Consider the following 22,016-nt stretch of genomic DNA (forward strand, 5'->3'; position numbering starts at 1 on the left):
GGCCGACGACTGTCCGTGGGCGACGGGCGAGTGGGCTGGCACGCCGGGCTTTCGCTCCTCGTGCTGGTCTGCGCCGCGTTTCTCGCCCGCCGGCACTGGCCGGTGATCGAGGCGGGAGCCGGCCGGCTCACCCACGCCGACCGGGGCTGGCTGCTGGTGGCGACCGCCGCCACCCTGGCGACCTGGGCGTGCTCGGCCCTCGCCCAACAGGGCGCGGTGGCTGAGCCGCTGCCGGCCCGGCGGCTGGTGGCGGTGCAGTTCGCGGCCGCCTCGGCCAACCACGTCCTGCCCTCGGGACTCGGCGCGGGCGCCGTCAATCTGCGCTTCCTGACCCGGTGCGGACTGCCCGTGGCCCGTTCCGCGACCGCGCTCGCGGTCAAGGCCTGCGCCGGAACCGTCGTGCGCGGCTGTCTGATCGGCGGCCTCGCGCTGGCCTGCCCCGGCGTCCTTCGTATTCCCCGGTTGACGGCGAACGCCTGGACGGTGACCGCCTGGACGGCGGCCGGCGTGGTGGCCGCCGTCGCGGCGGTTCTTATGGCCCGGCCGCTGCGGCGCGCGCTGCGCGCCGTGCTGCTGGACGTCCGCGCCGTGCACGAACTCCCCGCGCGGGCCGCCGCGCTGTGGGGCGGCTCGCTCGCCTTCGCCGCGCTGCACGCCACCGTGGTCATCGCCGTCGCGCAGGCCATCGACCTGCCGCTGCCACCGGAACGGGTGGCCCTCGCCTACCTCGCCGCGAGCAGCGCCGCCGTCCTGTTGCCCACCCCGGGCGGCCTGGGCTCCCTGGACGCCGCCCTCGCGCTGGCCCTCACGCTCGCCGGGGCGTCCGGCGGCACGGCGGCGTCGACGGTGCTCGGCTACCGGCTTCTCACCGTCTGGCTTCCGCTGCTCCCGGGGCTGGTGGCGCTGGGGGTGCTCATCCGCCGCAGGGTGCTGTGAAGGAGGGGCGCGCTCGGGGGCGTACGACGGTCAGGATGCGTTCAGGCTTGCGCTGACACGCTCGGGCCTCATGACCTACGAGACAACAGAGACCTCCGGGACTCCTGAGGCGTACGGCCGCACAGGTGCCCCGCATTCCGCCGGGCCGCGCCCGCGCTGGAACAAGGTGCCCGAAGTCACCGCGTACTTCTGGATCATCAAGGTGCTGTGCACGACGGTCGGCGAGACCGCCGCCGACCTCCTGAACGAGAAGCTGGGCATGGGCCTGACCGGTGTCTCGCTGCTGATGAGCGGGCTGCTGGCCGTCGTCCTGGTGGTCCAGTTCCGCACGAAGGCCTACCAGGCGGGTGTGTACTGGCTCGCCGTGGCCCTGATCAGCGTCGTGGGAACGCTGATCAGCGACAACCTCACCGACAACCTGGGCGTGCCGCTGGAGACCAGCACCGCCGTGTTCGCGGTCGCCCTCGCGGTGACCTTCTTCGTCTGGTACCGCCGCGAGGGGACGCTGTCCATCCACAGCGTCGACACGCTCTCCCGCGAGGCCTACTACTGGCTGGCGGTGCTGTTCACCTTCGCGCTCGGGACCGCGGCCGGTGACCTGGTCGCCGAGCGCATGGCCCTCGGGTACTGGGTCTCCGCCGTGCTGTTCGGTCTCGCGATCGCCGCGGTCGCCGTCGCGCACTTCGCGCTCGGCCTGAACGCGGTGCTGAGCTTCTGGATCGCGTACATCCTGACCCGCCCGCTCGGCGCGTCGATCGGCGACTACCTCTCGCAGCCGACCGGCGACGGCGGCCTCGGCTTCGGCACCGTCGTCACCAGCGTGCTGTTCCTGGCGGTCATCCTCGGCCTGGTCGTCCACCTCTCGATCACCCGCCGCGACGTCGCGACCGCCGAGGAGCCCGCCCTTCAGGCGAGCTGACCCCGTCCGGTCCACCGAGGAGGCGGGCCCGCATCCGGAGAATTCCCTCCGGGGGCGGGCCCGCCCCCGACCGTTCTCACGTCGGAGAAGCGCTGGTTCGCGACCGGTTCACCCGGGCCGGTGGCGCGGCGTCCGAGAGGGGCCGGGCCGACGGCGTGCGGGAACCGGGGCGGTTCACCCGGGAGGTGGCCCGGCCTCCGAGGGGGCCGGGCCGAAGCGTTGCCGGACCTCGGCCGCTCGTCCCGGAGCCCGGCGGGCCGCCGGGCTCCGGGACGAGCCGGGCCCGGGGCGGCCCCGGCTTCGTACCCGTCAGCCCGGCGGCAGGCCGACCACTCAGCCCGGCGGCAGGCCGACCACGAACGTCGCGCCCGTGGCGCGCGCCTCCTCGTGGTGCACCTCGCCGCCGGCGGAGCGGGCCAGGCGGCGTGCGAGCGGCAGACCGAGGCCCGCTCCGCCGTGCCCGTCCGCGGGATCGGCGCGGCGCCCCGGCTGGAAGAGCCGGGGCGCGAACGACGTGGGTACGCCGGGCCCGTCGTCCGTGACCTCCACGAGGACGCCGCCGGCGGGCTGCGCGCAGGCCCGGATCTCGACCCGGGCGGACGCGTGCCGCAGCGCGTTGTCGAGCAGGGGGCTGACGATGCGCTCCAGCAGGGCGTCCGCGACCCCGGCCACCAGACCCGTCCCGGGGCCGGTGACGACGATCTCCACCTCCGGCCGTGTCGTGACGGCACGGTCCGCGAGCCGGCGCAGTACGGGGACGACCTCGCTGGTGCCCGGCGCGGCGGACGCGCTGTCACGGGCGTCGTCGAGCAGCGTGTCGCAGATCGTGCGCATGGACCGGGCGGCGTCCGCCAAGGCCTCCTGCGTGATCCGCGTCTCCTCGGCGGAGCGCGGCCGGGACTGCCACCATTCGAGCTCGGCGATGATCCTGGCGAGCGGATTGCGCAGTTCGTGCGACAGCTCCTGGGTGAGCTGCCGCTCGTGGCGCAACAGGGCCCGGATGCGGTCCAGGAGCGCGTCCAGCGACCCGCCCAGCCGGGCGAGTTCGACAGGGCGGGCGGTGCCCCCGAAGCGTTCCTCGGAGGCCACGGCGCTCCACCGGGTGGCCTGGTCGGTCATGCTGCGCACGGGACGCAGGGCGCGCCCCACCGCGAGGCGTGTCAGCGCGTACGTACAGGCGAGCATGGCGGCGTCGAGGGCGAGCGACCCGAACAGCAGGGTGTCGGCCGAACCGCGGTACGGGGACAGGTCGAGGGCGGTGACGACCGTCGCACCGGTGCCGGTGCCGGTGCGGCCGGTTCCGGTGCCCGGCACCGGCCGCGTGCACAGCCGGACCGGGCCGTGGGCACGGGCGGTGACGCAGTGCGTGCCGCCGCGTGCGGCGAGTGCGCCGGCCGCGCGGGTGAGCGGGCCGGCGGCGGTGGCCGAGGGCGGCTTCTCCAGGAGCCGGTCGCCCGCGTAGATCCACACGTTCGCGTCGAGCAGCTCCTCGCCCGGCGTCTCCGGTATCCGCACCCGGGCACCGCTGGTGTCGACCGTCGCGGCGACGGCGGTGCCCCGGGTACGCAGCTCGTCGTCCGCCTGGTGCTGGAGGTGCTGTCGCACCACGGTGTTGAACGCCACGGTGAGGATCACCATCAGCAGGGTGGCGGTGGTCAGAGCGACCAGTGAGAGCCGGCCCCGCAGGGTCTTGGGCCGCCAACGGGACGCGAACGTTCTCATGGGCGCGCCTTCGGTCGTGATACCCGCCGCGGCGGTCGACCGGGCGGGCGAAGGACCCGGTCTCATGACAGGCGGTGCCCGATACCGCGCGCGGTCGTGACCGTCAGCTCGCTGCCGCCGTCCCGGAGCTTGCGGCGCAGCCGGGTCAGATACTGGTCGAGCGTGTTGTCACTGACCTGGGCTCCCTCCGGCCAGCCGGCCCTGATCAGCTCCCGCCGGCTGACGATGCCCCCGGACGCGGCCATCAGCGCCGCCAGCAGGCGGAACTCCGTCGGAGTCAGGCCGACGCGCCGGCCCCGCACGGTCAGGCTGTGCGCGACCGGGTCCAGCACCAGGTCACCGGCCGTGCCGGCCGGACCCGGTCCGGCGCGTTTGAGGGCCGCACGCAGCCGGGCCGCCAGCTCCGTGAGATGGAACGGCTTGGGGAGGTAGTCGTCGCCGCCGGCCGAGAAGCCCGCCAGCCGGTCGGTGAGGTGGTGGTGGGCCGTCAGGAAGATCACGGGGGACAGGAAGCCGTTGGCCCGGATCGCCTGGCACACGTCCCGTCCGTCGGCGTCGGGCAGACCGACGTCGAGGACGGCCGCGTCGATGTCGTCCCCCGCGAGCCGCAGCGCGGTGGCGCCGTCCTGGGCCGGCACGGTGTCGAAGCCCTCGTCCCGCAGCCCGCGCCGCAGGACGTCACGCAACGCGTGGTCGTCCTCGACGACCAGGATCCGCCGGCGCGCACTCACCCGATCACCCGCTCTTCGCGAGCCGGGGCGCGATGAGCAGGGCTCCGAGCCGCGACGCGGCCAGCGGGTGCCCCGACACGTCGGGCAGCCTGCGCAGGCCCGCCGTCATCGCCATGGCGACCAGCGTGCCGACCAGCACACCGACCGCGACGTCGTGCGGATAGTGCACCCCCACCCAGACCCGCGAGGCGGCCATGGCACCCGCGGCCACGATGGCGATGCTGCCGAGGCGGCGCGAGACGAAGAACAGCGCGACGGCCGCCGCGGCCGCGATCGCCGCGTGATTGCTGGGGAACGACCAGTCACCGGGCGCCGGACACGCCTCCAGCGTCGCCACCCGCAGGCTCTGACACGGACGGTCCTCGCGCACCAGCAGCTTCACGCCGAGATCCACCGCGAACGCCACGACCACCACGACGGGCACGGCGAGCGCGGCGAGGGCGGCCCGCGGACTCTCGCGCCGCGCCTGCCACCAGCCGAACACCATCAGTACGGCGAACAGGCCGAGTCCGTACGTCGACCACGCCGACACCAGGCTGTCGAGCCACGAGGGGGAGTCCTGGGCGAGGTCGGCGACGTACCGGTACGCGGGGCCGTCGATCGAGGACCCGTCGAAAGCCAGGATCATCCCTGGACCTCCTTGTTCGCCGCGCCCTCTCGGCGGGAGCGGTACAGCTCGGCGGCGAGCGGGGCCAGGGACACCAGGACGATGACCGCGATGATCGGGAGCAGATAGCGGTCGACGTTCGGGATGGAGGAACCCAGCGCGTACCCGCCGAGCGTGAGGCCGATGCTCCAGACGAGGCCGCCGACCACCTGCCACAGGGTGAACGTTCGTACGGGAACGCGCAGGGCGCCCGCCATCGGGTTCAGCACCGTACGCACCACGGGGACGAAGCGGGCCAGCACGATCGCCTTGGCGTAGCCGTACTTCTCCAGCAGCTCCTCGGCGCGCTTCGCGCCGGCCTGGAGCCGTGGCGCGGAATCGCGGGACAGGAGGGCGCCGCCCGCCTTCCGCCCGATCAGGTACCCGGTCTGCGCGCCGACCAGCGCGCCCACGACCGCCGCGATCAGCAGCGGGGGGAGCGAGAGCTTCAGGCCGTCGTGCCCCGATCCGGTGCACAGCAGGCCCGCCGTGAACAGCAGCGAGTCCCCCGGCAGGAAGAAGCCGATCAGCAGACCGGTCTCCGCGAACATCACCACACCCACGCCCAGTACGCCGAAGGCGGCGAGCAGGGACTGGGCGCTGAGAATGTTCACGGCGAGGTGTGACGCCGTGAACAAGGATGCGGTCATCGTCGCGGGCCCTCTCATACTGGATGGGTGGGCACGGTCGATACTCGTACCCGACTGACTACAATTCTGTAGACGGTCTACCGAACTGTAGACGATGGCGGGGTGAGGATCGTTCCCATGAGCAGTGACAACGAACGCCGACCGGCGGGTGAGCTGGAGGCCGGCGTGATGGCGGCCCTCTGGGCCGCCGGTGTGCCGCTCACGCCCGGACGGGTGCAACGCGAGCTGGACTCCGGCCTGGCCCGTACCACCGTGACGACGATTCTTTCCCGGTTGCACGAGAAGGGGATCGTGGGCCGCGAGCGGCTGGGCCGGGGCTACGCGTACTTCCCCGTCCAGGACCCGCACGGCCTGACCGCACGTCGCATGCACACCGAGCTCGACCGTGACGACGACCGGGAGACCGCACTGGCCCGGTTCGTGGCCCAGCTCAGCCCCGACGACGAGCGGCTCCTGCGGGATCTGTTGGAACATGGTCTCGACACACATCCGGAACCGGGTGAGGGATGATCCTTCTGCTGCTGATCCCCCTGCTGGTCCCGTTCGCGCTGGGGCCGCTGGCCCGCCGTTGCCTGGACCGGCTCACCCCGGTGGCCGCGCTGTGGTCGGTGACCCTCGCGCTCGTCGTGCTGGCCGCCGCCTCCGTGGCCTCGCTGGGCGCGCTGGTCCTGACAGGGCTGCTCAAGCTGCCCCTGCTCGCGGGCCTCGGCGACCTCGTCCACCCGCTGCGCACGGCCTCGGACCTCGTCGTCCTGCCCGCGGCCGCCGCGGCGACCGGCGCCCTCACCCTCGGCGCCTGGACCGTCGTCCGCTCGGCGCTGCACCAGCTGCGCGCCTTCCGCTCCGCGCGCAGCCAGGCCGACCGCCGCCCCGCCGCGGGGGACCTGTGCGTCATCGAATCGCCGCACCCCGACGCCTACGCGCTCCCGGGCCGGCCGCACCGCATCGTCGTCACCACCGCGATGCTGCGCAGCCTCGGAGCCGACGAGCGCGAGGCCCTCTTCGCCCACGAGCGGGCCCACAACGCCGGGGGCCATCACCGCTTCCTCGTCGTGGCCGAACTCGCGGCCCACTGCCACCCGGGCCTGCGGACGGTCCGCGCGAGCGTCGCGCTCGCCGCGGAGCGCGCCGCGGACGAGGCCGCCGCCGTCGCGGTGGGCGACCGCAGGCTGATCGCCCGAGCGATCGCCCGCGCCGCGCTGGCCATCGGCGACGCCCGCTCCGACCGCCCCGACTTCGCCCCCGCGGCCACCACGGGGCCCGTCCCCCAGCGGGTCGCGGCCCTTCTCTCCGCCCCCCGGCACCGTCCCCGCGCCGCCGCCTGGATCGCCGTCCTCCTCGCCGCCTGCGCCGCCCTCTCGGCAGGTGCGTCGGGGGCGGGCGTCCTCGCCTTCCACCACGAGGTGGAGGTCGCGCAGGGCGAGGAAGCTCGCTGAGGGCTTCCGGTACGTGTGTCGACCGGGCCGGTACGTGTGTTGACCGGGCCGGTACCTGTGTCGACCGGGCCGGTACGGGTGAGGTGGTCCGGAGCGGGTGGAGTGGGCCGGCGCCGTTCGGTGCTTAGGTCGGGCTGACCTCGGCGACGGGTTGCCCGGCACCCCTTCCAGCGCCTGTCGACCCGGTCGGTCCGGTCGACGCGGGCCCGGTGCGGTTGGCGTGGGTCGGCCTCGGGGCGGTGCATGGCGTGGGTCGGCCCGGGTCGGTGCCCCGGCTGGGAGGCCTCGTCGGCGGTTGCGCGGCACCACTGCGGCGGGCGTCGAGCCGGGGGATCCGGATCCCCCGGGATGTGGGAGCGGGAGTGGGAGCGCGAGGGGGCAGGGCCGGTCGCAGACCGGGCAGGGCGGTCGTCGGCCGGTCGCGGCCAGGCGAGGCAGATGTCGGATTCTCGCCAGCCCCGCCTTCCGGGGTGCCCGATGCTTGAGGCATGGAGAACGGGATGCACACGGACACCGAGCGCTGCCTGCGTGCCGTCCAGTCGAAGGACGCGCGCTTCGACGGATGGTTCTTCACCGCGGTGACCACGACGAGGATCTACTGTCGGCCCAGCTGCCCGGTCGTGCCGCCGAAGCCGCAGAACATGACCTTCTACCCGAGCGCGGCCGCCTGCCAGCAGGCCGGATTCCGGGCCTGCAAGCGATGCCGCCCGGACACCAGCCCCGGCTCACCCGAATGGAACCACCGCGCCGACCTGGTGGCCCGCGCGATGCGGCTGATCGGCGACGGAGTCGTCGACCGCGACGGCGTGCCGGGCCTGGCCACCCGGCTCGGTTACAGCACGCGCCAGATCGAGCGGCAGCTCCTGGCCGAGCTGGGCGCGGGACCCCTGGCGCTCGCCCGTGCCCAGCGGGCACAGACGGCCCGGCTGCTCATCGTGACGACTCCGCTCCCGATGGCCGAGATCGCCTTCGCCGCCGGCTTCTCCTCCATCCGCACCTTCAACGACACCGTCCGCGAGGTCTTCGCGCTGTCCCCGAGCGAGCTGCGCGCCCGCCTGCCCAGGAACCGGGCCGGAGCCGCGGCGGGAGCCCCCGGCACACCCGGCGTGCTGAACCTCCGGCTCCCCTTCCGCGCCCCGCTCAACCCCGACAACCTCTTCGGACACCTCGCGGCGACCGCCGTACCCGGGGTGGAGGAGTGGCGCGACGGCGCGTACCGGCGGACCCTGCGGCTGCCGTACGGGCACGGGATCGCCGGCCTGACACCGATGGCGGACCACATCGCGTGCCGCCTGACCCTCAGCGACCTGCGCGACCTGTCCGTCGCGATCAGCCGTTGCCGCCGTCTGCTCGACCTGGACTCCGATCCGGTGGCGGTCGACGACCAGTTGCGTACGGATCCGCTGCTGGCACCGCTGGTCGACAAGGCCCCCGGCCGCCGGGTGCCGCGCACGGTCGACGAGGCCGAGTTCGCGGTACGGGCCGTGCTGGGGCAGCAGGTCTCCACGGCCGCCGCGCGCACCCACGCCGCCCGCCTGGTCACCGCGCACGGCGTCCCGGTGGACGACCCGGAAGGCGGCCTCACCCACCTCTTCCCCTCACCGGAGGCGCTCGCCGCCCTCGACCCCGAGTCGCTCGCGATGCCCCGCACCCGACGCGCCACTTTCACCACCCTGGTGGGCCAACTCGCCGAGGGGACACTTCACCTGGGGGTGGAGAACGACTGGGCCGAGGCCAGGGCGAGGCTGCTCGCGCTGCCCGGCTTCGGCCCCTGGACCGCCGACGTGATCGCGATGCGCGCACTCGGAGACCCGGACGCCTTCCTCCCCACCGACCTCGGGATCCGGCGCGCGGCCCGGGAGTTGGGGCTCCCGTCCACACCCGCCGCCCTGACGGCCCGCGCCGCGGCCTGGCGTCCCTGGCGGGCCTACGCGGTCCAGTACCTGTGGGCGACGGACACCCACCCGATCAACTTCCTCCCGTCACAGGCCGGCTCCGCACACGCCTCACACCCCCCGCACACCACGAAGCCCGCCTCTCGCGCCCCCACACCAGGCACGCCACGGACCCAACCAACCTCACGGACCTCACGGATTCCACGTATCAAGGACGCTCAGTGAAACGGCACACGGTCATCGACAGCCCCTACGACCCACTCACCCTCGTCGCCGACGACGGTGTCCTGTGCGGCCTCCATATGGTCGGCCAGCGTCACCGTCCGCCGCAGGAGACCTTCGGCGAGCGCGACGACTCGCTCTTCGACGAGGTGGCGGAGCAGCTGCACGCCTACTTCGAGGGTGAGTTGAAGGAGTTCACCGTCGAACTGCGCCTGGCCGGAACACCCTTCCAGCTCACTGTGTGGGACCAGCTGCGGCAGATCCCCTACGGCGAGACGCGCTCGTACGGCGAACTCGCGGAGGCCCTCGGCAACATGGGCGCCTCCCGCGCGGTCGGCCTCGCCAACGGCAAGAACCCGATCGGCATCATCGTGCCGTGCCACCGCGTGATCGGTGCGAGCGGCAGCCTCACCGGTTACGGCGGCGGCCTGGACCGCAAGAGGCAACTCCTGGACTTCGAGAGCGGAGCGGCACTCTTCTGACCGGCCGTCGTAAGAGGCCCGTTCGGCGTCGACGATGATCAGGCGGGCCCCGTGGCTGGCGGCGACGCCCGCGAGGCCCGCCGCCGGCCGGACCTGGAGGCTGCTGCCGACGGCGATGAAGATCTCTCAGGCCTTGGCGAGGGCGGCGGCCTCGCCGAGGACGACGGCGTCGAGGCGTTCGCCGAAGAGCACCGTCGCCGACTTGAGGATCCCGCCGCACTTCAGGCGGGGCGCATCATCCTCACCGGCCTCGACCCGGGGGAGGGCGTCCTCGTCGGGCATGTCAGGTTCGCCGAACCCTCGCCCCATCCTCCGCGAGTCGTCTCAGTCGCTGAACATGTAGGCGAACGGGGCGGGTTCCCCGGTCCACGGGTCGATACCTTGACTCCGCAGGCGTGCCTCCTCTTCGTGGTGAAGGAATCGGGGCGACGCGTTGCCCCAGAGGTTGACAGAACCGAGCGGGCACTCGTCGAACTCCGCGCGGAAGACCCGGCACAGGAATTCGGCGAGACCGCACGGATACTCCAGCCAGACTCCGTCGTCCTGGTTCCACACGACGACCGGCCAGGCGTCCGGATCACTGCCGGTCACTCGCCAGCACAGGATGTCGGCACTGGAGTCGACACCCCAGGCGATCAAACCGCTCTGCCCGCTTCCCTCGGGGGCCTTGTACTCCCAGAAATGCAGCGCGTTGAGCGTCTCATTCTCCATCCCCTGGTAGGTGGGTTCGACGCCCTCCGCCGCTCGGACCTCCGGGAGGTGGAAACTGAGGTAGTCGTCAACGGCCCCCGCTCCGTAGAGCGTGATGAATTCCTGGTAGTCGCGCGGGAAGCCTGTCCCCCAACTGTGCTCCACCGCAGTCCAATCGACGGCGTCCCCTGCTCCTGGACGGGAGGGCATGAGCTGCCTGAGAGTGTCCGTCCAACTCATGGCGTCTCTGCCTCTCATCGAAATCAAGGGGTCGCACCGTTGGGCACGATCTGCGGTGCGGTACCGCCCCGGCCTCGTAGACGGCCTCATAGCCAAGACCGGCCCAGGCCGCCAACCACCGTAACTCGGTGATTGAAGGTCTCTATGCGTGAAGCCCTCCGCCGCGGCACCCGTCGATGCGACGCAGCGAGCTCATGCGAGCTGTCACTCGCACTCCGCGCTCAGCCGGTGCAGGAGTTCGGGCAGGGCGGTGCCGATGGGTTCGCGGATGACCTCGTCGGCGCGGTCGTCATAGGGGGTCGGTTCGGCGTTGACGATGATCAGGCGGGCCCCGTGGTCGACGGCGACGCCCGCGAGGCCCGCCGCCGACTGGACCTGGAGGCTGCTGCCGACGGCGATGAAGATCTGGCAGGCCTTGGCGATGGCGGCGGCTTCGCCGAGGACGACGGGGTCGAGGCGTTGGCCGAACATGACGGTCGCCGATTTGAGGATTCCGCCGCACTTCAGACAGGGCGGGTCGTCCTCGCCGGCCTCGACCCGGGCGAGGGCGTCCTCCATGGACGTCCTGGCGTGGCACCCGGTGCACACCACGGTCCGCGCGGTGCCGTGGAGTTCGATGACCTTGCGGGCAGGCATTCCGGCGAGCTGGTGCAGCCCGTCGACGTTCTGCGTGATCACGCGCACCGGAACGCCGGAGCGCTCCAGCCCGGCCACCGCCCGGTGCGCGACGTTGGGCTCGGCCTGGAGTGTCTGGTTCTCCCGCCGCATCCGCCAGGCCCTGCGCCTGATCTCCGGATCGCCCATGTAGTACTCGTAGGTCACGAGTTTCTCCGCCTCGGGATCCTTCCGCCACAGGCCGTTGGGGCCGCGATAGTCAGGGATTCCGGAATCGCAAGGCATCGGCAGATGTAACACAAGGACGCCGTGCGAAGTCAGAAAGACCGGGCGCAGTGTCAGCGACCGGCGAACACGCCACCCCATACAGAACAGCAGGGCCTTGGGGGTTTCCCAGAGGGATTCCCGTACCACGGAGCCCAGGATGCCTACGCAGCAGACGGCTCCTTGACGTCATCCGCTGAAGGTACTTGCCACGCCTCCGGCGGCAAGGGCGGGACTTGGACGTCTCGACGCCCTGGGTCACCCGTTGGCCCTGATGCCTTCACCGCAGTTGGCATCCTGGAGTCCACATAGGGCGAGGGCTGTTCTTGTCGCGGCTCTGGGCGGAGAATGGGATCTGTCTCCATCAACGGTGCGCACCGGGCCTATTGCTCGTAGGGGGGCGGATGGATCCACTCACGTTGGCCGCTGTGTCTGCGCTAGTAGGAGCGATGGCCACGGATGGTTATCAGCAAGCGCGGGATGGCTTGGTGGCCTTGTGGCGACGAGTATGTCCAGGGCAGGCGGGGGCGGTCACGGAAGATCTTGACACGTTGCGAGCCTCTCTTGTCATGAGCGGGCCCGACGATGGAGGGGAGGACAGCCGCCCTCCCGTTGCAGTTTGGCAGACGCATGTGCAGACACTGCTAGAACTCGACGAGTCCCTGCGGTCGGATGTCAGGCAACTCGTGGAGGGCGTCCTTCAACCTCTGCTTTCCGAGTCCGAGCAGCAGAAGGTGGGTGTTCTGCTGCAACAGGTCGACATTGCCGCCGGGGATGCGACCGTACACGCTGGTCGTGATGCAGCCAGCGGGACCGTGACGAACAATCAGTTCAATGCGCCGGCCCCTTTCCAGACCGGCGGGGGGAGCTCTCAGACCAACCACTTCGGTCCGACGGGATGACAGAGCCGTATGCAGCGAGCGGTGGCCCCGTTGGGGCTTTCGATAACCAGTTCAACGCTCCGGCAGCGTTTCAGACCGGCGAAGACAGCCAGCAGCATAATCACTTCTATCTCGGGCACTCGCCGGCGAGTTGGCCTCGCCGGATCGGCGTTGTTCCTCGAGAGGCCGATTGCTTTGAGCCGCGCGACGCCGTTGAGCAGTTACGGCGAGTCATGGTCGCCGAGACGAAATCGGCACCAACCCAGGTGATCACTGGTCCCGGAGGTGTCGGGAAGACGCAACTTGCTGCCCACTATGCACGCTCGGCATGGGTGGCTGGAACCATCGATCTGCTGTTATGGATCAATGCATACAGTCGGTCCTCCCTCGTCACGGGCTACGGCCACGCTGGTGTAGAAGTTACGGGCTCCGACCCTGGCAACTTGGAGGAGGCCGCCGCCCGATTTCTAAACTGGGCCGAGACCACCCACCGTAAATGGCTGGTGGTGCTCGATGACGTGAATAGTGCTGCTGACTTGCGCGGCCTGTGGGCTCCATCCCATCCAGGAGGTCATGGGAGAGTCATCATCACCACCCGGCGCCGTGACGCCGCCCTGACAGGTCCCTATCGAGAATGTTTCAGCGTCGGTCCCTTCAGCCGAGCGGAGGCAAACTCCTATCTCACGCGAGCTTTGTCCATGCACGGACACTCCATCGAACCTGAACAGATCGACGTGTTGGTCACTGACTTGGCCTGTCTTCCGCTGGCGCTGGCGCAGGCTCGGGCCTACGTCGTGGACATGGGATCCACCTGTTCGCAGTACCGAGAGCGGCTAGAGGACAACAACCAAGCGTTACATGACCTCTTTCCGGAGGAATGCAGTTTGCCTGACGACCAGGAAAGCAGTGTTGCGACCACATGGCTGCTGTCCATCGAGCGAGCAGATGAGCACAAGCCCCAGGGGCTTGCGCGACCGCTTATGGAGCTCGCGAGCCTGTTGGACGCGAACGGGATTCCGCTGAGCGTTCTCACTGCGCCTCACGCTCTGACCTACCTGGCCGCACGGAGGACCGAGACATGCGCGCAGGGTGACAACAGGCCGATCAGCGAGCACGACGCGATGGGTGCGGTGCGGTGCCTGCACCGGCTGAATCTGGCGGACCACCGCTCCGGCCTTCCGACTGACACCCTCCGCGTTCACGCCCTGGTGCAGAGGGTCACCCGCGAATCCCTACCCGACACGCGTCGCGACGCCTTAGCTCGTGTCTGCGCGGACGCACTCCTTCAGGCCTGGCCCCCCGTCGTCAAAGACAGCAGTCTTGCCGCGATGCTTCGCGCGAACGCTGACGCGCTGGCGAGTCTCGCCGGGGAAGCCCTTTTGGCTGACGGCTGCCATGATCTGCTGCTTCGCGCCGGCACGAGTCTGGGAGAGTGCGGATTGCCGCACCTCGCGAGTGCGTACTTCATCCAGCTGACTCCCCGGGCCGGAGCAAAGCTGGGCAACGAACACCCTGACGTCTTCTTCTGTCGGCACCTCGCAGCGTGGTGGCGCGGCGTAGCCGGGGATCCGGTGGGCGCCGCGTCAGCAACGAGAAAAGTGGTGGCTGGGCTCGAAAGTGCGTTCGGCTCGGATCATCCCGACGTCCTGGCCGCCCGCGGGAGTCTGGCCTACTGGCGAGGGGTGGCCGGGGACCAACGAGGTGCGGCGGCAGCGACGGAGGCGCTTCTGGTCGATCTCGTCCGTGTCCTCGGTCCCGAGCATCAGGAAACACTCGCTGCTCGGAACGCCCTGACGTGGTGGCTCGGCATTACGGGCGAGCCACGAACGGCAGCCGCGAAAACGCAAGAGCTGCTCGTCGATCTGCTCAGGGTTCTGGGGCCCGATCATCCCCATACGTTCACCGCGCGGGCGAATCACGCTAGGTGGCTGGGTACCGGGGGTGATCCCGCAGGATCGATTGTCGCCTTACGGAAACTGTTGACTGATTTGACCCGTGTCCTCGGGCCGGAGAATCCCCAAACTCTGGGCGCTCGCGGTGCCATCGCCCGATGGACGGGGGTCGCCGGTGATGCGGCGGGCGCCGCCGATGCCTTCGCGGATGTACTGGCAGATCGTCTGCGGATCCTCGGACCGGACCATCCGGACACGCTCACTACTCGCAGTGGTCTCGCCCGCTGGCGAGGCGTGGCTGGCGACGCGGTCGGCGCTGTGGAGGCGCTCGCCACGTTGTTGGCGGACAGAGTACGTGTCCTTGGAGAGGACCATCCAGATACTCTGGCCACCCGAGCCGGGCTGGCCTGGTGGCGCGGAGAAGCGGGGGAGCGAGACGTCGCAGTGCGCGAGTTGGCGGCGCTCGTGGCCGACACCACACGGGTGCTCGGACCTTTGCATCCCGACACAGCGGCGGCCCGTTGGTCCCTGGTCTATTGGCAGACACCCCCCCAGGGCCGAGTGGGTATGGACCCGGACAAGGGCAGGTTCCCTGCGGGATCGCGACGACCACGGCCGCCACGGACTCCGCAACGGCTTGGCACCGCGCCACGCGATGAGGTGTAGGCAACTGACCCTGAAGTCCTAACCATTCGGGCCACCGTCGACGCTGAGGACCTGTCCGGAGATGAACTGCGCTTCGTCGGAAGTGAAGAATGCAGTGGCATTGGCGACATCTTCCGGACGACCCACTCGTCCGACAGGAATGGAATGTGCCTCTATTTTCTGATGCTCATGGAACGTGCGTCCCAACCGGTGCGCTGCCGCCTCCGTGAGACGGCTCATTACAAAGCCTGGGGCGATGCAGTTCACTGTGATCCCATGGGGGCCGAGCGCGACGGCGGATTCTTTCGTGAGACCCACAATCCCTGCTTTCGCCGTGGAGTAGTTGACGCTTCCGACTCGCCCCAGGGCGGCGATGCTTGAGATGTTGACGATCCGCCCCCAGCCCGCCTCAAGCATGTACGGAGCGACTTCCCTCGTGAGGGAGGACGCTGCGCGCAGGTGAACAGTCATCACGTCCTCCCAGTCCTGCAACCGCATGACTGCGATCCTCGACGGCCGAGAGAAGCCGGCGTTGTTGACAAGGATGAGGGGAGGCCCTAGCGCTTCAGCGATCTGGGCCGTCGCTCTCCGTATGTCCCCGATGTTTCCCACATCGGCCGTGACGGCCAAAGCGGTTCCGCCGCACTCGTTGATCTCCCGGGCCACGCTCTCGCATTCGATGCTGTCGATGTCCACTGTCGCGATCGCGCGGCCTTCGGCGGCTAGTCGTCTGGCGATCGCGGCACCGATTCCTCGGGCGGCGCCTGTCACCACGGCCGTGACATTCCGACGTTGCACCTACGTGCCCCCCGTAACTTTGGTTCGGCACTGTCAGACGGTCTGCGCCTCGTCGTACGGGGCATGCAGTCGTCGGCGTTACGGCCACGAACCCATGACAGTGAAGGCCTGAAGCCGATGGTGGCTGGTCCCCGATGTCAACACGACCCCCACCGCGGCCGATACGTCCAGTCCTCGCGTCTTCATGCGGACAGGTCACGCTCTCGACGTCCCGGTGCGGGTTCTCGTGCTCTCCAGACTACGGCCGAGGTTCCCCATATCTAAGCGGGGCGGCGGCGCACGTCCGTGTGTCCTTCGATAGAAGGCGTACCTGCCGACGAATCGAGCGGAGGATCGGGGAAGCCTCTGCTCGCAAGGCATCGGTGGATGTAACACGCCGTGCGTTCTGGCTCACTGTGGGGTGGGTGCACTTTACTCAGGTCCCTGAAGCACGTGCTGCTCATGGTGTTTGTATCCGCGGCCCCCCGAGTTACCGCTCTCGCCCATTCTTAGAGAGCCTCTGCACCTCGCTCACGCAGGGCCATGCGGTACTGATGCAAGGTCGACAATTCCTTCTGGACCGCAGTCACATGCTCTCCGTCACCGACAGCACTCAGAGCCCGCAGGGCATTCTGGACTTCGCGAATTCGGCGATCTACAGAGCGTTGGCGGACCGCGACGAGCTGGTCGCGAGCGTAGGATTCATCGACAGTTCTGCGCATGATCGCTTCTACCGCTAGCCCTGCGATCATGGATCGGGCCGTATCGCCGGCGGCCGCTTCGCTGACACGAATCAGATAATTCTGGGGGTCTTGTACGCCGGATGCGACGCCGCCAGCGTCCAGAATGGCTTGGCGTACGTCCGCGTATTGCGGAACGGTGAACTCCTCGACTCCGTAGGCGTCGAAGGCTGGCGAAACCAACTCCGGTCGCTGGAGGGCGAGTTTGAGGAGTTCACGTTCAGTGGCGAACACCGGGTTGCGGAGGGTCAGGGCAGAGCCGGATGGGGTCTTCTGCGTGGAGCGGTCCCCACGAGCGAGCTGGGCGACCCTCTTGACGACGAACTGGATGTCGAAGATGCCGAGCATGACGGCGAGCTGGACGGCGAGCTCGTGCTGTGCGCCACTGTTCTTGATGCGGGCGACGATCGGCGCGGCCTCGTCCAGGGCTGCCGCGCGACCCGCCGGGGTGTCCAAGTCGTAGCGGGTGGCGATCTGACGGAGGATGAATTCGAAGAGCGGGGTACGGGGTTCGGCCATATCGGCGACAGCCTCGTCGCCCTTGGCAAGGCGCAGCTTGCAGAGGTCCAAGCCGTCAGGGGTGATCGTGATGTAGGTCTCGGCGGCGAACTTCTGGTCGGCCTCAATGGCGCGCAGGGCCGCGTGCTCGCCGACTGTGTCGCCGTCGAAGGTGAAGATCACGCGGGCGCTGCCGTTGTCCATCAGCAGTCGGCGGAGGATTTTGATGTGCTCGCTACCGAAGGTGGTACCGCAGGTGGCGATGGCGGTTGTCACCCCGGCCAGATGGCAGGCCATGACATTCGTGTAGTCCTCGACCACGACCGTGCGGCGGGACTTCGCTATGTGCTGCTTCGCAAGGTCTATGCCGTACAAGACCTGGGACTTCTTGTAGATCTCGGTCTCGGGTGTGTTGAGATACTTGGGACCGTTGTCCGCCTCCTGCAGCTTGCGGGCGCCGAAGCCCACCACGTTGCCGCCGATGTCCCGGATTGGCCACATCAGGCGGCCCCGGAAGCGGTCGATGGGACCGCGCCGGCCCTCCTGCGAGAGCCCGGAGAGCAGCAGTTCCTTATCGGTGAAGCCCTGGTTGCGTAGGTAGCGGGTGAGATGGTCCCAGCCCTGAGGGCTGTAGCCGACGCCGAAGTGGACGGCGGCGGCCTGGTCGAAGCTGCGCTCGGCGAGGAACTCACGCCCAATGCTTGCCTCGGAGCCTGAAATTAGTTGTTGGGCGTACCAAGTGGCGGCAAGCTGGTTAGCTTCAATTAAGCGGACGCGTTTAATTGGCGTGTAGCCGGGTTCGTTGGCAAGCACGGTGATACCTGCGCGACTCGCCAGCCAGTTGAAGGCTTCATTGTGAGATAGATGCTCCATCTGCATTATGAACTTTGCCAAATCTCCCCCCTCTGTACAGTCAAAGCAGTAATATACCCCTTTTTCCCGGTTTACGCTGAGGGTCGTTTCGGTTCCTTCGTGGAAGGGGCAAGGCCCACGCAACTCGCGTCCGGCGCGGCGTAGTGGAACGTACCGAGAAATGACAGAGTCGATCGGCACGGCGTTTTTTAGAGACTTCCAATCACCTATTCTAATCCCACCCTTCCCGTTGGCTGGGGCGAGTTTGTCCTTACCGGTGACATTATTGGTCGAAGCGTGCGTCTCTGAAATAGCGTAGGTGGCCGCATTGCGTGTGAAAGGAAAATTGCTGGCCGTGTCATCGACTCGACGGTTGGGAGTGGGAAGGCCTTGAGCGATCATCCGACTCCGTAGTGGCACCCAGAGGTCGTCTAGGGTGAGAGTGCTTGATTTTCCGGGAACGCCTTCACAGATTTGGCGTGTCAGCTCTCTCGTAAATGATGTCTTCTCGTCCTGCTGTTGGGCTAGTGGTACCACATGTGCCGCGCCATCTGCTGCTGTCAGGGTGTAGGTTCCTCGCACGATGGCGGCATCAGCCAGGGCTGCGGAATGACCTGAAAGAGCCTGAAGGGCGCGCCCGGAGTAGCAACAGTCGAGAATGGCAATTTTTACTCGTGCTGGCGAGAGCAACAATGCATTCCGAACCTGACCGTAAGGTAGCCCTGTAAGATCGGCATGTTCTGAAAGTGTGTCGCTGAGGACGAGGCATAGCTCACCATGCTCCGTTAGTGTTCCGTGCCCAACGAAATAAACCAAGAATGTGCCTGTGGTTTCTTGAGCCAGGCGACGTATTTGGAGCGCGACCTTGTGATCATGAGTTGGATCTTCGATTACACTAACATCCTCCACAGGCCAATTGCAGAGCTTCGGGTCAGTGAGAATCGCATGCATGTCACGCAGGCTATTTGCTGCGGCGGGTACTTGAGGGTAATCTTTCTCGTTAAAGCGAGAGACGCCAATCAACACGGCGCGGTTGTTTACCCTTTCCGACTGCTCACTGCTCATCGAGAGCAGCCTTCACGAGCCGAAGTAGTTCCTCCTCGCTCACAGCATGTGTGCTATTTCTGACAATCTCGATGGAGCGGCCGTCTAAGGTCACCGCGATCTTCTGTTCTGTACGTCGGCTACTCAGCCACGTCTGCAAGGAGGAAACGAGTGCTGTAGCTATGCCGCCCGAGCCAATGGCTACGCTGATCAGTTCGAGTGCCCCACCGAGCTCCCCTTCACGAGGCGGCCGGCGCTTCGTACGTACAAGACCCTCAAGTGCACGCTCGGTGCGCAACCACTGAGCGAGCGACAGGAACTCGTCGAGCGTGGCACTGCTCTCCAGCGATACCTGTACGTCCAAGTGGCCCCTCCCTCACCTCCGCCCCAGCACAGGGAGTGCAGGCTGGGCGGGCTCGCGTTTTCCCAGAATCATGCCAGGCACAACACCAGGCAACTGCCAGCTTGGGCATGGTGAGTTGGAGTGCGCGCGGTAGGCCACTGCTACCGAGAGTGCATCGACTGGACCAGAACCGGTCCCGCCTGCGGCATTGCTTCGTCAGAACCAGGAGCTCACCTGGCCGAGTAGCTGTCCCCGGCGCGCAGTTGACGCAATAGCTCGGGTAGGGCGGTGCCGATGGGCTCGCGTACGACCTCGTCGGCGAGTTCGTCGTACGGTGTGGGTTCGGCGTTGACGATGACGAGCCGTGCGCCGTGGTCGGCGGCGACGCCCGCGAGGCCCGCGGCGGGCTGGACCTGGAGGGTGCTGCCGACGGCGATGAAGACCTGGCAGGCCTTGGCGATGGCGGCGGCTTGGCCGAGGACGACGGGGTCGAGGCGTTCGCCGAACATGACGGTGGCCGGCTTGAGGATGCTGCCGCACGTGAGACAGGCCGGGTCGTCCTCGCCAGCGTCGACCCGTGCGAGGACGTCCTCCATGGGCGTCCTCTCGTGGCACCGGGTGCACACCACCGCCCTTGCGGTGCCGTGGAGTTCGAGGACCTTGCGGGCGGGCAGGCCGGCGAGCTGGTGCAGTCCGTCGACGTTCTGGGTGATCACCCGCACCGGCACTCCGGAGCGCTCCAGTTCGGTGACGGCCCGGTGCGCGGCGTTGGGCTCGGCCCTGAGCTCCTGGGTCTTACGTTGCATCAGCCAGGCCCGGCGCCTGATCTCGGGATCACCCATGTAGTACTCGTACGTCACGAGCTTCTCGGCCTCGGGATCCCTCTGCCACAGACCGTTGGGGCCGCGGTAATCAGGGATGCCAGAGTCGGTGGAGACGCCTGCCCCACTGAGGATGGCGACGAGTGGCCTGTTCATGGACGTGAAGGTACGGCGCTCGCCTGCTCAGAGCGACCGGATATCTGGGCGCGGGACAGGATGACATGGATCAAGCCGTCCGTTCCTGTGGTCAGATGCCAGCCCTGAGAGGAGCATGCGCTTGATCCATGTCAAGCCGCGTTCACAGACCTTTCTGATGGACGGCCATCAGTCTGACGCAAAGTGGCAGCGCCCTAACTGGCTATATGCCATATTCCTGGTAGCGAAGAAGGTTGGTGGCGCTCGCGAAGGTGGCGCGATGACAGTGACGGGGCGAACACTTGAGCGGAGCTGAACTGGGAGTGGTCCGGGCATCTATCCGCGACTGTGGCGATGCCGAGGAACTCTTCGCTTTGTTGAAAGAGCTACAACGAGAGCTGTTAGAACTGGACGTGCAAGCCGCCGACATTGCCGGTGAGATGGATCTGCCACGAGGTTCAAAAGGTGTCGGCGCGCTGACAGGAACGATCCTTGTGCGGTTGGGCGTCACGGCAGGAGCACGAGCGGTGGTGACGGCTGTGCGAAAGTGGGCGGCGCGCGATGCGACCCGGTCCGTCGAGCTCGTTTTGGGCGACAGCGGTGACGTGCTGAAGGTAACCGGGGTCTCGTCCGAACGACAGGAACAGCTGATCGAGGTGTGGCTTGAACGGCAAAGCATCCGCACCTGAGCTGCCACCGGGTGCTCGTGCTGCACTGATCGTCGCGACGTCCGTCTACAAGGACGAAACTCTGGCGCAGTTGAGGTCTCCGGTGCACGATGCCCAGGAACTCGGGCGTGCCTTGAGTAGCTCTGATATTGGCGGCTTCAAGGTGACGGAACTCCTCAACCCCACGTCACACACCTTGAGACTGGGAGTCGAAGACTTTCTGCACGGGCGGGACACCGATGAACTCCTGCTGGTGTACCTGTCTTGCCACGGAGTTCTGGACCGTCGCGGTCGGCTGTACTTCGCTGCGTCTGACACTCGTAAGGATCGGTTGGCGGCTACCGGTGTCGATCCGGGTTGGCTCATCGACCTGCTCGACGATTGCCGCGCTCGCCGTCAAGTACTCATCCTGGACTGCTGCTTCAGTGGCGCTTTTGCTCAAGGGGCGAAAGCTGATGTGGGACTGAACCTAGAAGCGCGACTCGTTGGCCCAGGCCGTGGGAGAGCTGTGCTAACAGCGTCGCGGGCGGGAGAATACTCCTTCGAAGGCGAACCGATCGATGGCACCGCTGGAGTGGGTCCGTCGGTGTTCACTGCTGGTCTAGTCGATGGGCTGGTCAGCGGCGACGCTGACATCGACGGCAATGGGTTGATCTCTGTCGAAGATGTCTACGACCATGCCTTCTCGTATGTTCAGAGCCGAGGCGGTCGCCAGACTCCACAGCGTTGGTTATATGGAGCTGAGGGGCGTATCTGGCTCGCCCGGAATCCCAATGGGGTCGCCGCAAGACCTGCCGAGGTACCCGCGGCCTTGCAGGCCGCCCTTGAGAGCCCACTTCCGCAGGTCCGAATCGGAGCAGTAGAGGTACTTGCTGAGTGGTTCGTCAGCGCTGATCCCTCACAGGTGTTGGCCGCCCGCGAGCGGCTACGGTACATCGTCGAACACGACATCCCACTTGTTGCGCTGGCGGCTCGCGGAGCCATGAACCGCATCACTCCTGATCACGGTGGAGCTGCGGCGAGCTCAGCCCAGCGGGCGGTAGTTGTGCCGACGCAAATGGCCAGCGCCTCGGCTCCCACAACCAACCGTGACTTCCCATTGGTGGATTTGCCTGAAGTCGACGTGGCGAGGGGTGCGCATCCTAAGGCCATTGGATCTGCTAGTTCTGGTCGCTCCCGTGCGGTCGGCATCGACCTGGGCACGACTAACTCAGTCGTCAGCGTTCTGGAGGGCGGCGAGCCCACCGTCATCACCAACGCCGAGGGCGCCAG

General features: G+C 68.0%; 20 protein-coding genes and 3 pseudogenes. 10 read left to right on the forward strand and 13 right to left on the reverse strand.

Going from position 1 to position 22,016, the window contains the following annotated elements; all coding sequences use genetic code 11:
- Positions 1 to 15: 15 nt before the first annotated feature.
- Both ACFYW8_RS42390 and ACFYW8_RS42395 read left to right on the forward strand, forming a co-directional pair.
- Complete coding sequence (locus tag ACFYW8_RS42390) at positions 16 to 936, forward strand: lysylphosphatidylglycerol synthase domain-containing protein (RefSeq protein WP_389092410.1); 921 nt, start codon at positions 16 to 18, stop codon at positions 934 to 936.
- Positions 937 to 1,006: 70 nt separating this feature from the next.
- A complete protein-coding gene (locus tag ACFYW8_RS42395; RefSeq protein ID WP_389092414.1) occupies positions 1,007 to 1,855 on the forward strand; it encodes a hypothetical protein in 849 nt (282 codons plus the stop codon).
- A 333-nt stretch (positions 1,856 to 2,188) separates the two neighbouring features.
- On the opposite strand, the gene ACFYW8_RS42400 is transcribed toward ACFYW8_RS42395, so the two are convergent.
- The 4 genes from ACFYW8_RS42400 to ACFYW8_RS42415 form a co-directional block, all read right to left on the reverse strand.
- The gene (locus tag ACFYW8_RS42400) at positions 2,189 to 3,577 is read right to left on the reverse strand and encodes a sensor histidine kinase (protein ID WP_389092418.1); all 1,389 of its coding nucleotides are present in this window, start codon (positions 3,575 to 3,577) and stop codon (positions 2,189 to 2,191) included.
- A gap of 62 nt (positions 3,578 to 3,639) precedes the next feature.
- Complete coding sequence (locus ACFYW8_RS42405; RefSeq protein WP_389092422.1) at positions 3,640 to 4,308, reverse strand: response regulator transcription factor; 669 nt, start codon at positions 4,306 to 4,308, stop codon at positions 3,640 to 3,642.
- A gap of 4 nt (positions 4,309 to 4,312) precedes the next feature.
- Positions 4,313 to 4,936, reverse strand: a complete 624-nt coding sequence (locus ACFYW8_RS42410; protein WP_389092427.1) for a phosphatase PAP2 family protein — start codon at positions 4,934 to 4,936, stop codon at positions 4,313 to 4,315.
- Entirely contained in the window at positions 4,933 to 5,604 is a 672-nt protein-coding gene (locus ACFYW8_RS42415; protein ID WP_389092431.1) for a DedA family protein, read from the reverse strand. The genes ACFYW8_RS42410 and ACFYW8_RS42415 overlap by 4 nt, the downstream gene beginning before the upstream one ends.
- 117 nt (positions 5,605 to 5,721) lie before the next feature.
- On the opposite strand from ACFYW8_RS42415, the gene ACFYW8_RS42420 reads away from it, so the two are divergent.
- From ACFYW8_RS42420 to ACFYW8_RS42435, 4 genes are all read left to right on the forward strand, one after another.
- Complete coding sequence (locus ACFYW8_RS42420) at positions 5,722 to 6,114, forward strand: BlaI/MecI/CopY family transcriptional regulator (RefSeq protein WP_365880902.1); 393 nt, start codon at positions 5,722 to 5,724, stop codon at positions 6,112 to 6,114.
- Positions 6,111 to 7,040, forward strand: a complete 930-nt coding sequence (locus ACFYW8_RS42425; RefSeq protein ID WP_389092438.1) for a M48 family metalloprotease — start codon at positions 6,111 to 6,113, stop codon at positions 7,038 to 7,040. The genes ACFYW8_RS42420 and ACFYW8_RS42425 overlap by 4 nt, the downstream gene beginning before the upstream one ends.
- Positions 7,041 to 7,528: 488 nt before the next feature.
- Positions 7,529 to 9,160, forward strand: a complete 1,632-nt coding sequence (locus ACFYW8_RS42430; protein ID WP_389092443.1) for an AlkA N-terminal domain-containing protein — start codon at positions 7,529 to 7,531, stop codon at positions 9,158 to 9,160.
- On the forward strand, positions 9,157 to 9,639 hold the full coding sequence (locus tag ACFYW8_RS42435) for a methylated-DNA--[protein]-cysteine S-methyltransferase (RefSeq protein WP_365880906.1): 483 nt from the start codon (positions 9,157 to 9,159) through the stop codon (positions 9,637 to 9,639). The genes ACFYW8_RS42430 and ACFYW8_RS42435 overlap by 4 nt, the downstream gene beginning before the upstream one ends.
- On the opposite strand, the pseudogene ACFYW8_RS42440 reads toward ACFYW8_RS42435, so the two are convergent.
- The 4 genes and pseudogenes from ACFYW8_RS42440 to ACFYW8_RS42455 all read right to left on the reverse strand — a co-directional run.
- Positions 9,631 to 9,918: pseudogene (locus ACFYW8_RS42440) on the reverse strand (Sir2 family NAD-dependent protein deacetylase); the annotation flags it as partial. The gene ACFYW8_RS42435 and the pseudogene ACFYW8_RS42440 sit on opposite strands and share 9 nt — an antisense overlap.
- A gap of 45 nt (positions 9,919 to 9,963) precedes the next feature.
- Positions 9,964 to 10,659, reverse strand: coding sequence for an SMI1/KNR4 family protein (locus ACFYW8_RS42445; RefSeq protein WP_389092448.1), 696 nt, complete (start codon positions 10,657 to 10,659; stop codon positions 9,964 to 9,966).
- 114 nt (positions 10,660 to 10,773) lie between these two features.
- Positions 10,774 to 11,469, reverse strand: coding sequence for an NAD-dependent deacetylase (locus ACFYW8_RS42450; protein ID WP_389092451.1), 696 nt, complete (start codon positions 11,467 to 11,469; stop codon positions 10,774 to 10,776).
- A 623-nt stretch (positions 11,470 to 12,092) separates the two neighbouring features.
- On the reverse strand, positions 12,093 to 12,236 hold the full coding sequence (locus tag ACFYW8_RS42455; RefSeq protein ID WP_389092455.1) for a hypothetical protein: 144 nt from the start codon (positions 12,234 to 12,236) through the stop codon (positions 12,093 to 12,095).
- Between the two features lie 110 nt (positions 12,237 to 12,346).
- On the opposite strand from ACFYW8_RS42455, the gene ACFYW8_RS42460 reads away from it, so the two are divergent.
- The gene (locus ACFYW8_RS42460; RefSeq protein ID WP_389092459.1) at positions 12,347 to 14,887 is read left to right on the forward strand and encodes a tetratricopeptide repeat protein; all 2,541 of its coding nucleotides are present in this window, start codon (positions 12,347 to 12,349) and stop codon (positions 14,885 to 14,887) included.
- An 18-nt stretch (positions 14,888 to 14,905) separates the two neighbouring features.
- Here the strand turns inward: ACFYW8_RS42460 and ACFYW8_RS42465 are convergent, their stop codons facing one another.
- From ACFYW8_RS42465 to ACFYW8_RS42485, 5 genes and pseudogenes are all read right to left on the reverse strand, one after another.
- Positions 14,906 to 15,664, reverse strand: a complete 759-nt coding sequence (locus tag ACFYW8_RS42465; protein ID WP_389092463.1) for an SDR family NAD(P)-dependent oxidoreductase — start codon at positions 15,662 to 15,664, stop codon at positions 14,906 to 14,908.
- Positions 15,665 to 16,152: 488 nt separating this feature from the next.
- Complete coding sequence (gene dnaG, locus ACFYW8_RS42470; protein ID WP_389092480.1) at positions 16,153 to 17,970, reverse strand: DNA primase; 1,818 nt, start codon at positions 17,968 to 17,970, stop codon at positions 16,153 to 16,155.
- 375 nt (positions 17,971 to 18,345) lie between these two features.
- A pseudogene (locus tag ACFYW8_RS42475) lies at positions 18,346 to 18,798 on the reverse strand (caspase family protein); the annotation flags it as partial.
- Positions 18,788 to 19,141 carry a hypothetical protein gene (locus ACFYW8_RS42480; protein ID WP_389092467.1) on the reverse strand — a complete coding sequence of 118 codons (354 nt, stop codon included), beginning with the start codon at positions 19,139 to 19,141 and terminating at the stop codon, positions 18,788 to 18,790. The pseudogene ACFYW8_RS42475 and the gene ACFYW8_RS42480, both read right to left, overlap by 11 nt.
- 209 nt (positions 19,142 to 19,350) lie before the next feature.
- Complete coding sequence (locus ACFYW8_RS42485; RefSeq protein WP_389092470.1) at positions 19,351 to 20,097, reverse strand: NAD-dependent deacetylase; 747 nt, start codon at positions 20,095 to 20,097, stop codon at positions 19,351 to 19,353.
- Positions 20,098 to 20,378: 281 nt separating this feature from the next.
- On the opposite strand from ACFYW8_RS42485, the gene ACFYW8_RS42490 reads away from it, so the two are divergent.
- The 3 genes and pseudogenes from ACFYW8_RS42490 to ACFYW8_RS42500 form a co-directional block, all read left to right on the forward strand.
- Complete coding sequence (locus ACFYW8_RS42490; protein WP_389092475.1) at positions 20,379 to 20,765, forward strand: hypothetical protein; 387 nt, start codon at positions 20,379 to 20,381, stop codon at positions 20,763 to 20,765.
- Positions 20,766 to 20,835: 70 nt separating this feature from the next.
- A pseudogene (locus tag ACFYW8_RS42495) lies at positions 20,836 to 21,408 on the forward strand (caspase domain-containing protein); the annotation flags it as partial.
- A 486-nt stretch (positions 21,409 to 21,894) separates the two neighbouring features.
- On the forward strand, positions 21,895 to 22,016 hold a 122-nt coding region (locus tag ACFYW8_RS42500; protein ID WP_389092484.1), incomplete at its 3' end, for an Hsp70 family protein.

Source organism: Streptomyces sp. NPDC002742, from assembly GCF_042888885.1.
Classification (GTDB): Bacteria; Actinomycetota; Actinomycetes; order Streptomycetales; family Streptomycetaceae; genus Streptomyces.

Bases quoted from the DNA above. Each gene is read 5' to 3' on its own strand.
- ACFYW8_RS42425 (WP_389092438.1), top strand. From the start codon at position 6,111: ATGATCCTTCTGCTGCTGATCCCCCTGCTGGTCCCGTTCGCGCTGGGG.
- ACFYW8_RS42450 (WP_389092451.1), bottom strand. From the start codon at position 11,469: ATGCCTTGCGATTCCGGAATCCCTGACTATCGCGGCCCCAACGGCCTG.
- ACFYW8_RS42445 (WP_389092448.1), bottom strand. From the start codon at position 10,659: ATGAGGCCGTCTACGAGGCCGGGGCGGTACCGCACCGCAGATCGTGCC.
- ACFYW8_RS42485 (WP_389092470.1), bottom strand. From the start codon at position 20,097: ATGAACAGGCCACTCGTCGCCATCCTCAGTGGGGCAGGCGTCTCCACC.
- ACFYW8_RS42410 (WP_389092427.1), bottom strand. From the start codon at position 4,936: ATGATCCTGGCTTTCGACGGGTCCTCGATCGACGGCCCCGCGTACCGG.
- ACFYW8_RS42460 (WP_389092459.1), top strand. From the start codon at position 12,347: ATGACAGAGCCGTATGCAGCGAGCGGTGGCCCCGTTGGGGCTTTCGAT.
- ACFYW8_RS42395 (WP_389092414.1), top strand. From the start codon at position 1,007: ATGACCTACGAGACAACAGAGACCTCCGGGACTCCTGAGGCGTACGGC.
- ACFYW8_RS42415 (WP_389092431.1), bottom strand. From the start codon at position 5,604: ATGACCGCATCCTTGTTCACGGCGTCACACCTCGCCGTGAACATTCTC.
- ACFYW8_RS42400 (WP_389092418.1), bottom strand. From the start codon at position 3,577: ATGAGAACGTTCGCGTCCCGTTGGCGGCCCAAGACCCTGCGGGGCCGG.
- ACFYW8_RS42430 (WP_389092443.1), top strand. From the start codon at position 7,529: ATGGAGAACGGGATGCACACGGACACCGAGCGCTGCCTGCGTGCCGTC.
- ACFYW8_RS42420 (WP_365880902.1), top strand. From the start codon at position 5,722: ATGAGCAGTGACAACGAACGCCGACCGGCGGGTGAGCTGGAGGCCGGC.